Raw genomic sequence first — 16262 nt, 5'->3', positions numbered from 1 at the left:
ATTGGACCTTATTTGTATTTATTTTTTTGCTAATTGCTATAATTGGCGCATTTTTAATTTATAGAACCTATCAAAAGCCTAAATATGAAGGCGATTTGTTTTTAAAAAATATTAAAAAAGATATTACTGTTTATTTTGATGAATTTGGAGTACCTCATATTTATGCCAAAAATTCAAAAGATGCAATGATTGCTTTAGGGTATGTACATGCCCAAGATCGGTTATGGCAAATGGAATTGCTTAGAAGAATAGTGCCAGGGCGTTTGTCCGAAATATTTGGTTCGGTTGCGTTGAAGAACGATAAATTTTTTGTGGGTTTGGGAATTGAGGAGGCCTCTGAAAAAGCAATAAGGAATTTGGATAAAAAGAGTCAAGCCTATCAATTGACAATGGCTTATTTGGATGGAATTAATCAATATCTTGAGGAAGGTGTAACTCCAGTTGAATTTCAACTGTTAGGAATTAAAAAACAAAAGTTTATCATTCAAGATGTATATAATATTTTTGGATATATGTCTTTTAGTTTTGCAATGGCTCAAAAAACGGATCCACTACTTACAGATATTCGGAACAAATATGGAATGGATTATCTTAAAGATTTTGGTATAGAAGGAGAATTTAATGCGACTAAAATTAAAATTTCCAAACAGAAAACGCAAGAATATTCAGCTATTGCACAATCGATCGCATCGCTTTTGGACCAATCTCCGGTAGCACCATTTGTAGGGAGCAATAGTTGGGTAATTGCTCCGCAAAAGACAAAAAACAAAAAAGTTATTTTTGCCAATGATCCCCATATTGGATTTTCACAACCCGGCACTTGGTATGAAGCTCATATAGAAACTCCCGATTTCGAATTGTACGGTTGTTATTTGGCGGGCGCACCTTTCCCTTTATTGGGTCACAATCGGGAATATGCATATGGGTTGACGATGTTTGAAAATGATGATGTCGATTTTTATCAAGAAGAAAATAATCCGAAAAATAATAATCAATATAAAACCATAAATGGTTTCCAAGATTATGAAATTAGAAAGAAAATAATAAAGGTTAAAGATTCTTCAGATGTGAATTTGACCATAAAAGTAAGTCAGCACGGTCCCGTTATGAATGATTTGCTGACTGATTTGAAAAATACTAAGCCAGTTGCGATGTCTTGGATTTACACACAGCAACCTATTCGAAGTATTGAGGCGATTTATGCTATTTCCCATTCCAAATCAATGTCCGATTTTCAAAAAGGAGTTGCGCTTATTGCTGCGCCGGGATTGAATGTAATGTATGGCGATGCCAAAGGAAATGTGGGTTGGTGGGCAAGCGGTAAATTGTACAAACACAATAACGGTGTGAATACAAATTTTATACTTGATGGTGCCAATGGTAAAGATGATAGTTTGGAATATTTAGATTTTTCAAAAAATCCATCCGCAGTCAATCCAGATTGGAATTATGTTTATTCAGCAAACAATCAGCCAGAAGCGATTGATGGTTTTGAATATCCGGGCTATTATCTTCCAGAAGATAGAGCGAAAAGAATTACACAATTATTGGATTCAAAATCAGATTGGGATGAAAGTTCTGTGGGTGAAATGATTAATGATAATACATCAAGTATCGCTCCCAAGGTTGTGAAAAGTTTAATTTCGAATTTAAATTTAAATTCACTTTCGAAAATGGAAAATGAAGCGATACGAATTTTAAAATCATGGAATGGTTCAAATAATTTGAATGATGTGGCTCCCACAATCCATAATAAATGGATTTATTTATATCTAAAAAACACTTTTCAGGACGAATTGGGTGATGAAGGATTCAAACAGTTTTTAGGAACTCATGTTATGAAGCAAATTGTCGCCAGACAAATTTCAAGTAAAAATTCGCCATGGTGGGATGATGTTACTACAAAAAATATAAAAGAAACCAGAAGCCAAATTTTAGCGAAATCATTTGCTGAAGCAATAGTGGCTTTGGAAAAACAATTGGGTAATTCGCCTTTGAATTGGAAGTGGGAAAAAGTACATTCAGTAGAATATCATCATCCAATTGGGAAATTAGCGTTATTAAGACCGTTTTTTAATGTTGGCCCTTTTGAAGTTTCAGGTTCTGTCGAAGTTATAAATAATCAATTTTTTGATTTTGTTGATGATGGATTTTATAAAGTGAAAGGAGGGCCTTCAAGTCGAAGAGTAATCGACTTCTCGGATATTGAAAATAGTTGGGGAATTCTGCCAACGGGACAATCTGGGAATCCATTTAGCTCACATTATAAAGATCAAGCAGAATTATATAATTCTGGAAAATTCAGAAAAATGAAATTGAATAAAAAGGAGATTGTAGGATCTTCTACTAAACTTGTCTTTTTTCCTCTAAAAAACTAATCCTAATCCCAAATGTATTTCCAAGTACCATCTTTTTGTTTTTTCCAGACCGTATGAAAAACACCTTTTGAAATTTGTTCCTTTCCAGAAGCATCTTTAAAAGTCCAAGCATATTTTCCGTAAGTAGAAGCCATATCTCCAGCATCGGAAACGGTTACCGCGTCTGGTGACCAAGTCACGCTTGCATTTTGGTACTTTGGGTTTAAATAATATTTTTTAATATTGTCTTTGCCAATGATTAAAGTGTCGTGTTCTCTCATGATCACGGCATTGGAATCAGCATATTGATAGAAACCTTCGGCAATTCCTTTTTCGGCAACCAATTTTTCAAAGTCCTTTTCTGTTTTGACGATCTGTAATTTGACATAGGTTAAATTTTCAGGTTTTGGCTTTGGAGTGCAACCATTAAGAACTAATAGAATAATAAATAGGTTGAAGATATTTTTCATTAAGAATTATTTTTTAAAAATTTTAGACAGTATTCCAAATGCCCCTCTTATAAAAGTGGCACTGGTAACGACTTTCAAAACCGATTTTGTAACGACACTTGCCGTACTTGGCTCGTTGCTTTCTGGTTTTTTTTCTTCAGGAAGTACAGCTTGCTCTTGAGCTGATTCAATTTTTTTATTGAGCATCTCATAAGCGCTTTCGCGGTCAAGTACTTCATTGTACTTTTTGACTAGTTTGGATTTAGAATTGATTTCTTCAATTTCAGAATCAGTTAAAACATCCATTCGACTCATTGGAGCACGCATCATGGTCGCTACAAGCGGAGTTGGTATTCCTTTTTCGCTTAATGCTGTTACAAAGGCTTCGCCAATTCCCAAACTAGTTAATACTTCGTCTGTTTTATAAAATTCGGACGTTGGATAGTTATCTGCCGATTGTTTGATTGCCTGCCTGTCATTGGCTGTGAATGCTCTTAAAGCGTGTTGTATCTTTAATCCTAGTTGTGCCAAAACACCACTTGGAATATCCATTGGATTTTGGGTAATAAAATAAACGCCAATTCCTTTGGAACGAATTAATTTTACGATGGTCTCTATCTGTTCTAATAATGCTTTGCTGGCTTCATTAAAAATTAAATGAGCTTCGTCAATAAAAATAACTAATTCGGGTTGGTCTGCATCTCCTTTTTCAGGCATTTGTTGGTATATTTCGGCAAGTAAACTCAACATGAATGTGGAGAATAATTTAGGCTTGTCTTGAATGTCTGTTAGTCGTATGATATTAATGTAGCCTTTTCCATTCTCGTCAATCCGAAGTAAATCGTCGATTTCAAAAGACAATTCTCCAAAAAACAAATCGCCTCCCTGTTGTTCCAGCTCGATTATTTTTCTTAAAATGGTTCCAGTAGTGGAAGTCGAAATTTTGCCATAGCTTTCTTCGATTTCGTCTTTTCCCTCATCGGTGATATAATTAATGACTTTCTTAATGTCCTTTAAATCCAATAATGGCATTTTATTGTCATCACAATATTTAAATATAACCGAAACTACTCCCGCCTGTGTATCATTTAAATCTAAAATTCTGGAAAAGAGAACAGGGCCAAATTCGGAAACCGTAGATCGAAGACGAACACCATCTTGTTTGGAAAGCGATAATAATTCTACAGGAAAACTGGATATAGAATAAGGGATATTCATTTTAGTGTGGCGCTCTTTTATAAAGTCTTTTTCTTCACCTTCCTTTGCAACGCCACTAAAATCGCCTTTTATGTCCATCATCAATACCGGAATACCAAAAGAGGAAAGTTGTTCTGATAGAACTTGAATGGTTTTTGTTTTCCCTGTTCCTGTAGCGCCGGCAATTAGGCCATGTCTATTCAATGTTTTTAGTGGAATTTTTACAAATGCATCTGATATTGTTTCGCCGTCAAGAATGGCTCCGCCTAGTGTTATGCTCTCTCCTCGTGATAGATAGCCTTCGTTTATTTGCTGAATAAAATTTTCTTTTTTGCTCATTTCTTGTGTGGGTGTTAAAATCTACTGCAAGATATTAATTTTTTATCAAATCATTAATTAAGTGTTTTCTGTAATAAAATATCACAAATGATTGTTAATCCGATAAATTTGCTTGTTTTTGTAATTTAGGTCTTTTTTTGAATAAAAATATTGAGAATACTTAAAATAGCTTTTATTTGTAAATTTTTAGAATAAATTGTTATATAAAATGGTTTAATATTCTTAAAAAACGATGTAGTTCTGTTTTGAGGATAAAATAAATTGTAAGATTACTTAAAAAAAAGTTTTTTTATTTCAACTAAAAAATTAAATTTGCTCCTATACAAGTTTATTAAAACTAAAATAAATATTTAAAATTTAAAAAAAATGGCAAACGTTAAAGTTAAAAAAGAAAGCACTTCAAACGGAGGAGGAATGGTTTCAGGGATTATTATTGCATTATGTGTATTTGTAGGTTGGTTAATTTGGTCTCAAGTGATGGGAGATCCTTCGAATTTTGAAGGTGGAGATATTGAAAAGGGGCACCCGTTGAATACATTAGGTCAAGTTTACAAAGGAGGATTTATAGTACCTGTATTATTAGGTATGTTATTAATGGTTATTGTGTTTTCTCTTGAAAGATTTTTTGTAATTGCAAAAGCTGCTGGTAAAGGAAATTTAGATAAATTCATGAAAGCAATCCAAGTAAGTATCAAAGCTGGAGATATTGAAGGAGCAATTGTTTCATGTGATAAACAACAAGGTTCTGTTGCAAATGCAATTAAATCTGCGTTAGTTAAGTACCAAGAAGTTAAAAAAGAAGGATTCAATAGTGAAGAGGCTTCTGAAGTTATTCACAAGGAAATTGAAGAGGTTACTTCTCTTGAAATGCCAATGTTGGAAAAAAATATGACTATTATTTCTTCTTTGGTATCTTTAGGAACACTTGGAGGATTATTAGGAACGGTATCTGGGATGATTAAAGCGTTTGGAGCTTTGGCAACTGCAGGAACTCCAGATCAAGCTGCACTTGCTGTAGGTATCTCTGAGGCATTGATTAACACTGCTACAGGTATCTCTACTTCTATTGCTGCGATTGTTGCTTATAACTTCTTTACTTCAAAAATTGATGATTTAACTTATTCAATTGACGAAGCTGGAACTACAATTGTAAATACTTACAGACACTTCAGAGGTAGTTTAAAACAATAAATTAATTTTTGATAATATTTTATCAAAATAATAGACATATATAATGGCTAAAATAAAAATGAAAAAAAAGTCCACATCTACCGATATGACGGCGATGTGTGATGTTGCGTTTCTTTTGCTTACGTTCTTTATTTTGACTGCCACTGCTAAAACACCTGAAGTATTACCAGTTGATACTCCACAGTCTACTGTGCAAACAAAATTACCCGCTGATAATTTGTCTACTTTGACAATTGGTAAGGCTAACGGTAAAACTGCTGTATTTTTTGACCTAAAAGGAAAAGATGTTCGTAAAAAAGCACTTGAATTTATGGCTGATAAATATAATCTTGCTTTTACTGAAAAAGAATCAGAGGAATTTGGATTAATGGAAAGTTTTGGTGTGCCAATTCAAAATTTAAAAACAATTTTGAATATGAAAGGCTCAGATAGAAGTAAAGCAGGTCAGCCTGGAATACCTAAGGATTCTTTGGACAATCAGTTGAAAGATTGGATTTTATATTCGCGCAAAGCAAATATTGAGGTTAATGACAAGGAATTGAATTTTGCAATCAAAGGAGATGCCAAGGAGCAATATCCTGCAATCAAACAAGTAATGGATATTTTGCAAGATCAAAAGGTCAATAGCTTTAATTTGGTTACAGGTTTAAGAGGAAAGAATTTTTAATTAAAAAAGACACACTAAAATGGCTGAATTAAATACCGACGGCGGTGGAGGCGGAAAAGGTGGCAAAGTAAGAAGTAAAAAACAAAACTCAAAGGTAGATTTAACTGCCATGGTGGATTTGGCTTTCTTATTAATCACTTTCTTTATGCTTACCACTACGTTGTCTAAACCTCAATCGATGGATTTGACGTTGCCAGATAAAGAAAAAGATGATACTCCTCAAACTAATATTAAAGTAGATGAGAATCGTACGATGACTTTATTGCTTGGAGAGAACGGTAAATTGGTTCGTTATGTAGGAATGTTGGACAAACCGCTCGCGGCTCCAAAAGATTTTACTTACGGTAAAGATGGGATTCGTAAAGAATTAATAGCAAGAATGGAATTGGTAAAACAATATTCAACTGCTAAAGGGAAGCCAAAAGACGGTATGATTGTAATCATTAAACCAAGTAAAAAATCAACTTATCGTAATTTGGTTGATGTTTTGGATGAAATGGCAATTGTTGGCGTAAATGCTACAGGATCATATGCTATTGTACCTGAATTTTCACCGGAAGAACAAAAATTGTTAGAAGTAAAAAAATAATTTTTTACTAATAACCTAATAATTATAAAAAATGAAATTAGATTTAATAAAAAATCAATGGATTGAGATCGTTTTCGAAGGACGTAATAAGCTTTACGGAGCTTACGAACTAAGAAAATCGAATCGCAAGACTTCTATGCGTGCGCTTGTCATTGGTAGTGTTCTTTTTAGTCTAGCTGTTAGTGCTCCGCTTATTGCGAGCTACTTGCCAGAAGGTGGAGAGGAAGTTGATACCGATATCAAGATTACTGCAGTAAAGTTACCTCCTAAGAAGAAAGTGGAAGATGTAAAAGATCTTGCACCACCACCACCACCACCACCTAAACAAGATCAGGTTAAATTTGTTAAACCTGTTGTTGCTAAGGCTGAAGAAGTTACTGAGGATCCACCAAAAATGGATGATATCAAAGACAAAAAAACGGGTGCTGAAACTATCAAAGGAGATCCAGATGCTCCACTTACTGTAGAGGAAGTAGGAAATGGACCAGTTGTAGAAGTTATTGAGGAAGACACAAGTGTTCACTCATTGGCAGGAATTGAGCAAAAACCTGAATTCCCAGGAGGTATTGAGAAGTTTTATCAATTTGTTGGTAAAAACTACAATGCACCAGAAGAGGAAGGTCTTAAAGGTAAAGTTTATGTAACTTTCGTTGTTGAAAAGGATGGATCATTAACAGATATCAAAGTTGTAAGAGATATTGGTTATGGTACAGGTAAAGAAGCGATTAGAGTTTTGAACAAATGCCCTAAATGGCTTCCAGGTGAGCAAAATGGTAAAAAAGTGAGAGTACTATATTCTCTTCCAATTACTATTCAATCAGCAGAGTAATGTTAAATAGTTTATTTAATAATTTGAAGAAGAAATCGCTTATTGAGCGATTTCTTCTTATTATAACCATTTTGGTTTTTGTGGCTTATTTTTTTTTAGGTCTTATGGTTATCTTTTGGAAAAAATTTCCTTTTAACATGCAAATGCAATATAGAGTTGCTCTTGGCGTTGTATTAATTGCATATTCAATTATCCGTTTTTTCCGTGTTTATAATGCTAATAAGGAATAATTATGTCTAGATTTAATGTTTATGTTGTTTTGGGATTATTTGTTTTCATTTTTTTTAATTGTAAAAAAAATGAAAGTAAAGATACAAGTGAAGAAACAATTTTAAAAGGCAAAGCTACTATTTATGTAGATGAGACAATTACGCCAATTATGGAAGATCAGGTAATGGTTTTTGAAAGTAAGTACGATGCAAAGTTTACTTTAATTTCTAAATCTGAAACTGAAATTCTAAATTCGTTGTTTAAAAAAGAGGCTAAAATCGCTGTAATTGCAAGAAATTTGACCAAGAAAGAGTTAAATATTTTCGAACAAAGTAAAATAGTTCCTAAAATAACTAAATTTGCGATTGACGGCATAGCTTTTGTTACTAATAAGTCAAGTAATGATACTTTGATAGCCTTGAAAGATGTTATTGGATTCATGAAAGGAGAAAGAAGTTCAAAAATTAAAGGTTTAGTTTTTGATAATCCTAACTCAAGTACTGTTAGTTATATGAATAATTTAGCTGGGACAAATGGATTAGCAGCTAAAGATGTATACACTTTTAAGACGAATAATGAAGTTTTGAAATTTGTTTCTGAAAATGATGGAATGATTGGTGTAGTTGGTGTAAATTGGTTATCACAGCCTGTTGCTTCTATGAACTCCGTTATTGATAATGTTAATGTTTTAAATGTTAAAGGTTTAGATAGGGAAGGATATTATGCACCTTCGCAAAATAATTTTGCCGAAGGAACTTATCCTTTATTAAGAGAGTTGTATATAGTCAATTGTCAAGGATCTACTGGTTTAGGTATGGGAATTGCTTCTTTTATGGCTGGAGATATTGGACAAAGAATTGTTTTAAAATCAGGCTTGTTACCTTATCAAATACCAACCAGAAAATTAAATATAATACGCAGTCAATCGACTAAGGAAAAGAAATAAAATAAATTAATTTAATGAAGATGAACAAAGTTAAAGTTTTAAGTATTGCTTTATTGGCTATAGCGGCGACAAGCCAAGCGCAAGATCTTAATCAAGCAAAAAAAGCAATTGATGCTGAACAATTTGAAAGCGCAAAAACAATTTTAAAATCTATAATAAATGCAAAACCAACTAATGGGACAGCTGCATTTTATTTAGGAAATGTTTATTTGTTGCAAAACTATATTGATTCTGCTAAAATTTATTATCAAAAGGGATTGGCTGGTACCGAAGGTGCAAGATTGAATAATATTGGTTTTGGTCTGATCGAACTTGATAATGGTAATACTGCTGCTGCTGAAGAAAAATTTGCTTTAGCTACCAAAGATTTAAAAAAGAAAGATATTGAAGAGTACTTGTTTATTGGTAGAGCTTATACATATTCTTTGAAGCCAGATTATAAAAAAGCAATTGAAGTTTTGAATAAAGCGAAATTGATTAGCCCTCAAGATGCTCAGTTGAATTTGGCTCTTGGAAATGCATATTTTGGTGATAAGAACCAAAATGAAGCTTATTCTGCTTATCGAAATGCTTATACTAGTGATAATACTTTGATTAGAGCTAAAATGCAATTGGGAGTTTTGTTAAAAGGAGCTAAAGCTTATACAGAAGCTATAAAAGCTTTTGATGAAGTGATCGCTATAAATGCAAACTATGGACCTGTATATCGTGAATTAGCTGAAACTTATTATTTGTGGGGAAGAAACGAGCCTTCTAAATACAGAGTTTATGTAGATAAAGCTCTTGTAAATTATGAAAAATACATGAATTTAACAGACTATTCTCTTAGTTCAAGAATGCGTCATGCTGACTTTTTAGTTCTTGCAGGAGAGTTTAAAGCATTAGAAGCTGAAGCCAATAAAATGGTAGAGTTGGATAAAGTAAATCCAAGAATTCTTCGTTATTTAGGAATTTCAGCATTTCAAAATGGAAATTATGAAGTTGCGATTAAGTCTTTGGAATCTTTTATAGCTAATCCATCTAACAAAATTATTGCAATGGATTATCAAACATTAGGGTTTGCTAAAATAAAAATGGCTGTTGGTGAAGATGGTAAAGCTGTTGATAATGCTTTGTTTGATAGTGGAATTCTTGATGTGAAAAAATCTGCTGAAATGGATGCAAATGGTTTGGCATTAAATATCAGTGATATTGGAAAAAAATTATATGAACTAAAGTTGTTCAAGCAAGCAGCTGCAGTGTATGAAATAGCAGTGGCTAATAAAGAGTCTAAAAATCATACTTTAGATAATTTTTACTTGGGTAATAGCTTGTATTTTGATAATACTAGAAAAGATGTTGTGAAACCAGATCCAATAGCTTTGCAAAGAGCTGATCTAGCTTATGCTGCGGTTATCGAGGCATCTCCAAAAACTCAGGATGCTTATTTATATAGAGCTAGAACGAATAGTTTATTGGAAAATGATGAAATGACTATTAAGTATTACAATGACTATGTAAGTGTTGTTACTGAAAAAGGACCTGAAGAGTTGGCAAAACCAGCAACTGTTAAAAAAATAATTGAAAGTTATAATACTTCTGCTGCTAGTTATGCAAATACTGACAAAGCAAAAGCAATTGAGTATTTTAATAAAACATTGACTTTGGATCCAGCTAATCAGTATGCACTTGATTCATTGAAATCTTTAAAATAATATTATTTAAATTGCTTAAAAGCGGCTGTCTATACTATTAGACAGCCTCTTTTTTTTTATCTATTTTCTCATTTTCATTTTGTGTTTTTTATTATCATAAATATGTTATAATATTCTTGTAAAGCTACATTTCTTGAGGTTTCTTTTAATTCCTTATCTTTGTGCCTTAAATTTATATAATGTTATCTAAAGAAGTTCAATTAGAAGTCAATAAAGGAACCATGCTTCCTCTTATGGAAGAATTTTATACAATTCAAGGAGAAGGGTTTCATACTGGCACAGCTGCATATTTTATTAGAGTAGGGGGATGTGATGTTGGTTGTCATTGGTGCGATGTCAAGGAGAGTTGGAATGCCGAATTGCACCCACCCACTAAGATTGATCGAATAGTGGATAATGCTGCCAAGTATGCAGATACAATTGTTGTTACAGGAGGCGAGCCTTTAATGTGGGATATGGCGCCTTTAACACAGAGGTTAAAGGAAAATGGTTTAAAAGTTCATATAGAAACTTCAGGAGCTTATCCTTTAAGCGGAAACTGGGATTGGATTTGTCTTTCACCAAAGAAAAATAAATTACCTACCCAAACTGTTTATGACAATGCAAATGAACTTAAAGTTATTATATACAATAAGCATGATTTTATTTTTGCAGAGGAACAAGCTGAAAAAGTGAATCCCAAAGCAATTCTTTTTCTTCAGCCAGAATGGAGTAAAAAAGAAGAAATGACTCCTTTGATTGTAGAATATGTTATGAATAACCCTAAATGGCGTGTTTCACTTCAAACTCATAAATATTTAAATATTCCATAAAATTTTATCGGTGTATAATTTTATACCTGCCACCATTTATAACTAATTTTTGCGAATAGTATTAATTTAATTTCGCTTATTTGATATAAATGGTGGCAGGTATATTTATTTGCGACAATTTTTTTTGTATTTGATGTAAATAAAAACTTATTCGCTGGTTTGGAGGTGGTTATGTGTGTTGATTGGTTTTCTTGTTAAAATTTATCTTATTTTTGTTCTTTGTTTTGTAACTCTCTCATATATAATGACTTATTTCTTGCTGTAATAATATGATATTTTTAGCGGGGTTTTTTTATGTTTTTGATTTTTATTCATGTATTTTTTTATATATTTACTAAAGAACCTACGGTGTTTTTTAAATTTTGAGAAACATATTTAAATAAGAAAAGCTTATGAAAAAAATTCTATTTTCAGCAATAACTTTGTTTATTGTTAGTTTTGCCTCAGCACAAGCAACAGCTACTTACATTGATGATGCCCCCTATAATTTTGAAGAGGTGGAAATTAGGCCTGAGTTTCCAGGAGGAAACAATGAGTTGATGAGTTATATTGGTAAAAATTTTAAAATACCTGATTACGAAGGGAATGGAGGTACTTTGAAAATTGCTTTCATTATTGAAATTGACGGTTCAATTACTAATGTAAAGGTTGTGAAAGATCTTGGTGAAGGAACTGGAGCCGAAGCTAAAAGAGTAATTTCTTCATCTCCTAAATGGTCATCAGGTGAGAATAGGGGCAAGAAGGTTAGAGTTCTTTATGAGTTGCCTATAAAAATTGCAAGTCAGGGATAATTCGAAAGTTATTGATTTTAGAAAAAGCCAAATTTTGTTTGCTATTTGGCTTTTTTTTGTTTTGTGGACTTGCTACAATTGTTTTTACCAGCCTTTTCTCTTTTTAAGTTCTGTTATATGCGCTAAATGGTGATTACTGTGCCATGCATAAAGTCCGATAAGTTCTTTAATCTGTATTTCTTTATTGTGCTCTGGGTGTATAAAGGATTTTTTTAAGTCGTTTGCGTTTAAACTACTCATCAAATAGGCCAACCTATAATGTAGTCCTTCTAATAATAGTAAAGAGGGGGTAATAGGCATAGTTAAATTGTCTTCCAAACGAGACCACCGATCTTCGTAGTAATATTTTATTATTGGAATTTCTTCAGTTAGTGCCCATTTCAATCGTATATAGCAATTCATGTGGCTGTCACCACAGTGGTGTATTACTTGTCGAATAGTCCATCCCTCTTTTCGATAAGGTGTGTCTAATTGTTCCTCGTTCAGATATATTACTTCTTGTTTAAGTCTTTCTGGGAATGTTGCAATTTGATAAATTGCCCCTTTGATGAATTCAGCCGAATATTCATCTGGCGCTGTATATTTTCCTATTGGGTATTGTAATTTTTCTAATTCAGGATTTTCCATTTTATTTTTTATTTAGTTTTTGATCAAATAGAAAGCTTAGCCAAATAGTCATAATGTTCTCCTTCAAGAATTAGTTCGCACTTGAGTCCATTGGCGAAAGCTACATTTTGTAGCGTGTTATAATCTAAGAATAACCATTCTAAAGGTAATTCTTTTTCCCCTTTGTAGGAGATGTTAAAAATGGTTTCTCCATAATATTCGTTATCTGAAGGGATCCATTTGCCGCCGTCTTCATCTTCGTCAAACATATAGATAATGTCTGAAGAATCAATGAGAATTTGACCGTTAGGATTTAAAAGGGTTTTTAGTTTTTGCAAAAAGTTGGGCGTTTCTTTTAGTTTTCCAAATATTCCTGTTCCATTCATTAGTAATAAAATGGTGTCGAATTTTTCGTTTTCCAATGTCATTAAGTCTTGAACTCTTGCATTCTTCAAGCCGCGAAGTTTGCAGGCTTGAATTGCATTTTCTGAAATATCAATTGAAGTTACATCGAGATTTCTGTCATTTTGCAAAGTTAGACTATGACTCCCGGCTCCGCATCCCACATCGAGTGTTTTTCCTTTTGCTAGTTGCAATGCTTTTTGTTCAATTTTTGGCATTTCGTCATAGCTTCTAAAAAGATAGGCAACACTCATTTCGTCTTCTTCAGAAATCGAAGTTTCGGTTATTAAATCTTCAGGATGGTTGTTGGTTTGATAATCAAGTATCGCTTTTCCGAAAAGGTCTTTCATAAAATTTAGTTTCAAGTTTAAATTTCCGAGTTTAAAGTTTAGTACTTTTGCGAAATCATCAACAAATTTCAGATTTGAAACCAGCTTTAAACGAATTAGGAAAACTAGCCAAAGATAAGCATATCGAAAACAAAAAGTATTTCGATAAGCTAAAAAAGAAAACGCCTAAGAATTTGGACTATGTAATGCAGGATATTCACGATGCCGAATTCAAAAAAACGGATTGTTTAAAATGTGCCAATTGTTGTAAAACCACCGGGCCATTATTTACTTTGGCCGACATTGAGCGTATTTCTAAATCTTTGAGGCAAAAACCACAACAGTTTATAGAGCAATATTTGCGTGTCGATGAGGATAAAGATTATGTGCTGCAAAGTGTTCCCTGTACTTTTTTGGATAATGAGAATGCTTGTATGATATATGATGTGCGTCCAAAAGCCTGCAGAGAATTTCCTCATACAGATCGTAAAAAGTTTCAGCAAATTACTGATTTAACACTTAAGAATGTTGCTATTTGTCCAGCTGCTTTCAATATTGTTGAAGAGATGAAAAAAAGATTGCCACTCTAATTACTGCTTTCAGATATCATTGCCAATTTGAAGTTAACCAAAACGAGTAACAAAGCGTTAAATGAAAGTTTATGTATATTTGTTCAGTTCCTCAAAATAAATCAATTTGAATTTAGAATACTTTATTGCTAAAAGACTCATTACTGCCAAAGATTATAAAAGCAGTATATCAGCACCTATAATAAACATTGCAATATCAGCAATTGCAATTGGAATGATTATGATGATTGTGTCGGTAGCTACTGGGATAGGTCTGCAAAATAAAATAAGGGAAAAGATAGCCGCTTTCAACGGTCATATCATTATTTCAAACTATGACAATAACCAGTCCGAGATTACATTATTGCCCATTGAAAAAAATCAAGATTTTTATCCAAATTTCAATTCTGTTCCTGGAGTAGGTCATGTTCAGGCAATAGCCAGTAAAGCAGGAATAATCAGAACAGAAACTGCGTTTGAGGGAATAATTTTCAAAGGGGTGGGGAATGATTATCAGTGGGGAAATATAAAGGAGTATATCGTTTCAGGGAAATTGCCTAATTTTTCTAAAAATGTCACTCAAGAAGTGGTGATTTCTCAATTTCTTGCCAACAGGCTGAGTTTAAAAGTAGGTGACTCTTTTAATACTTTTTTTATAAAAGAAGATCAAAATCAATTACCGAATGTTCGAAGATTCAAAATTTCTGGGATTTTCAATTCAGGATTTCAACAATTTGATGCTACTTATATAATAGGGGACATTCGACACATACAGCGAATCAATAAATGGACCCCAAACCAAATTGGAGCTTTTGAGGTTTTCGCGAAAGATTTCAATACTATAAAGGAAACCGGGGATCAAGTGTATAAAAAGACATCTTCTACTCTGGACAGCAAAACAATTATTGAAAAATACAGTTACATATTCGAGTGGTTGCAGCTTTTCGATTTCAATATTATAGTGATATTAGTCGTAATGATACTCGTGGCAACGATAAATATGGTTGTGGCCTTATTGGTTCTTATTTTGGAACGAACTCAAATGATTGGAATTCTAAAAGCATTAGGAGCTAACAATTGGTCTGTTAGGAAAATATTCCTTTACAATGCCTTTTACCTTATAGTAAGAGGTTTGTTTTGGGGTAATTTAATTGGAATCTCTTTGTTGTTAATCCAGCAGCATTTCGGCGTTATAAAACTCAATCCCGAAAATTATTATGTCAATCAAGCACCTGTGTATCTTAATCTGGGTTATATCTTGGCTCTAAATCTGCTTACAGTCACGATTTGTGCCTTGGTACTATTGATTCCATCGTACATAATAACCAAAATTTCCCCTGTGAAAGCAATTCGTTTTGATTAAATTCATTTAAATATTCAGGAGCTATTTCCAGCTGTGCACTATATCTGTTGTCCCGAACCCCGGGACAACAGGATGCCGCTTCCATCTGGGCTAAGGCATAAGTTTCCGCAAGAAAGAAACAAAAAGATTTACACCTTATATTAGGAGATACATTTGCAGAAGGAAATCCACTCCTTATATAATAGGAGATGTGGTTTGAAAAAAGAAAGATCCGCATAAATCCATTCTTATCACATTTTCTAAAGCATCAACATCCCTAAAACAAACCAAAAAGGAACAAAACTGATTAAATTATCAGAAATGGCTTATTGAAATTTAGAAATCGATAAAAAAGGGGATGTGTAAATTTCGATATATCAATGCATTAAAAAATAAATGTAAAATTAAAGTAAAATAAATGTAAAAAGCCATTGTTTAAACGAATAAACTAGCTACTTTTGCACCCGCAACAACGCACAAGTTCTTTCACACACTGACAAGCAAACGAATTGAGATTGAAAATTTATTTTCAAAAAAGATTAAAAAAAGCTTGTGAGAAAAGAAAAAGCTTTGTACTTTTGCACCCGCTAATCGAAAGACTAGCGTATAAGAATAAAGAAGAACACGTTCCTAGACATATTGAATTGACAGCCGTTCCGATGCAAATCGGAACAAATAAAATAAGAGTAATAGAATCGGAAGATTTGAGAATAACCACTAGACCTTCAGTCAAAAATTAATAGCTTAATTAATTAAGCAAACAATATACGATGAAGAGTTTGATCCTGGCTCAGGATGAACGCTAGCGGCAGGCTTAACACATGCAAGTCGAGGGGTATAGTTCTTCGGGACTAGAGACCGGCGCACGGGTGCGTAACGCGTATGCAATCTACCTTTTACAGAGGGATAGCCCAGAGAAATTTGGATTAATACCTCATAGTAT

16 protein-coding genes and 1 rRNA gene are annotated in these 16262 nt (G+C 33.1%); 13 read left to right on the top strand and 4 right to left on the bottom strand.

What is annotated here, in order from left to right; translation table 11 throughout:
* Nucleotides 1–20 precede the first annotated feature (20 nt).
* Entirely contained in the window at nt 21–2378 is a 2358-nt protein-coding gene (locus tag B0E44_RS10045) for a penicillin acylase family protein (RefSeq protein ID WP_077373899.1), read from the top strand.
* Nucleotides 2379–2380: 2 nt separating this feature from the next.
* Here the strand turns inward: B0E44_RS10045 and B0E44_RS10040 are convergent, their stop codons facing one another.
* Entirely contained in the window at nt 2381–2827 is a 447-nt protein-coding gene (locus B0E44_RS10040; RefSeq protein WP_077373896.1) for a DUF4440 domain-containing protein, read from the bottom strand.
* Between the two features lie 6 nt (nt 2828–2833).
* Entirely contained in the window at nt 2834–4342 is a 1509-nt protein-coding gene (locus B0E44_RS10035; protein WP_077373893.1) for a helicase HerA-like domain-containing protein, read from the bottom strand.
* A 366-nt stretch (nt 4343–4708) separates the two neighbouring features.
* Here B0E44_RS10035 and B0E44_RS10030 point away from each other — a divergent pair, with 366 nt between their 5' ends.
* From B0E44_RS10030 to B0E44_RS09990, 8 genes are all read left to right on the top strand, one after another.
* A complete protein-coding gene (locus B0E44_RS10030) occupies nt 4709–5533 on the top strand; it encodes a MotA/TolQ/ExbB proton channel family protein (RefSeq protein ID WP_077373890.1) in 825 nt (274 codons plus the stop codon).
* Nucleotides 5534–5576: 43 nt separating this feature from the next.
* Nucleotides 5577–6200: a biopolymer transporter ExbD gene (locus tag B0E44_RS10025; protein ID WP_077373887.1), complete on the top strand. Its 624-nt coding sequence runs from the start codon at nt 5577–5579 to the stop codon at nt 6198–6200.
* Between the two features lie 19 nt (nt 6201–6219).
* A complete protein-coding gene (locus tag B0E44_RS10020) occupies nt 6220–6789 on the top strand; it encodes a biopolymer transporter ExbD (protein ID WP_077373884.1) in 570 nt (189 codons plus the stop codon).
* A gap of 31 nt (nt 6790–6820) precedes the next feature.
* On the top strand, nt 6821–7618 hold the full coding sequence (locus tag B0E44_RS10015) for an energy transducer TonB (RefSeq protein ID WP_077373880.1): 798 nt from the start codon (nt 6821–6823) through the stop codon (nt 7616–7618).
* A gap of 232 nt (nt 7619–7850) precedes the next feature.
* Nucleotides 7851–8774, top strand: coding sequence for a PstS family phosphate ABC transporter substrate-binding protein (locus tag B0E44_RS10005; RefSeq protein ID WP_077373874.1), 924 nt, complete (start codon nt 7851–7853; stop codon nt 8772–8774).
* A gap of 20 nt (nt 8775–8794) precedes the next feature.
* The gene (locus B0E44_RS10000; protein ID WP_077373872.1) at nt 8795–10468 is read left to right on the top strand and encodes a lipopolysaccharide assembly protein LapB; all 1674 of its coding nucleotides are present in this window, start codon (nt 8795–8797) and stop codon (nt 10466–10468) included.
* Between the two features lie 179 nt (nt 10469–10647).
* Nucleotides 10648–11280: a 7-carboxy-7-deazaguanine synthase QueE gene (locus B0E44_RS09995; protein WP_077373869.1), complete on the top strand. Its 633-nt coding sequence runs from the start codon at nt 10648–10650 to the stop codon at nt 11278–11280.
* Between the two features lie 392 nt (nt 11281–11672).
* Nucleotides 11673–12071 (top strand): energy transducer TonB, encoded by a 399-nt coding sequence (locus tag B0E44_RS09990; protein ID WP_077373866.1) that lies wholly within the window; start codon nt 11673–11675, stop codon nt 12069–12071.
* Between the two features lie 84 nt (nt 12072–12155).
* On the opposite strand, the gene B0E44_RS09985 is transcribed toward B0E44_RS09990, so the two are convergent.
* Both B0E44_RS09985 and B0E44_RS09980 read right to left on the bottom strand, forming a co-directional pair.
* Nucleotides 12156–12698, bottom strand: a complete 543-nt coding sequence (locus B0E44_RS09985; protein WP_077373863.1) for a YfiT family bacillithiol transferase — start codon at nt 12696–12698, stop codon at nt 12156–12158.
* Nucleotides 12699–12721: 23 nt separating this feature from the next.
* Nucleotides 12722–13429: a bifunctional 2-polyprenyl-6-hydroxyphenol methylase/3-demethylubiquinol 3-O-methyltransferase UbiG gene (locus tag B0E44_RS09980; RefSeq protein WP_077373860.1), complete on the bottom strand. Its 708-nt coding sequence runs from the start codon at nt 13427–13429 to the stop codon at nt 12722–12724.
* 74 nt (nt 13430–13503) lie between these two features.
* Between B0E44_RS09980 and B0E44_RS09975 the strand changes: the two genes are divergently transcribed.
* The 4 genes from B0E44_RS09975 to B0E44_RS09960 all read left to right on the top strand — a co-directional run.
* Nucleotides 13504–13998 carry a YkgJ family cysteine cluster protein gene (locus B0E44_RS09975; protein WP_077373857.1) on the top strand — a complete coding sequence of 165 codons (495 nt, stop codon included), beginning with the start codon at nt 13504–13506 and terminating at the stop codon, nt 13996–13998.
* A gap of 106 nt (nt 13999–14104) precedes the next feature.
* A complete protein-coding gene (locus tag B0E44_RS09970; protein WP_077373854.1) occupies nt 14105–15340 on the top strand; it encodes an ABC transporter permease in 1236 nt (411 codons plus the stop codon).
* A gap of 494 nt (nt 15341–15834) precedes the next feature.
* The gene (locus B0E44_RS09965) at nt 15835–16059 is read left to right on the top strand and encodes a hypothetical protein (protein WP_077370378.1); all 225 of its coding nucleotides are present in this window, start codon (nt 15835–15837) and stop codon (nt 16057–16059) included.
* Nucleotides 16060–16086: 27 nt separating this feature from the next.
* Nucleotides 16087–16262 (top strand): 16S ribosomal RNA (locus tag B0E44_RS09960); the annotation flags it as partial.

It is taken from the genome of Flavobacterium sp. A45 (assembly GCF_002001005.1).
GTDB lineage: Bacteria > Bacteroidota > Bacteroidia > Flavobacteriales > Flavobacteriaceae > Flavobacterium.
Note: the sequence above shows the minus strand (reverse complement) of the source record. Positions and strands in the feature narration are given on the sequence as shown.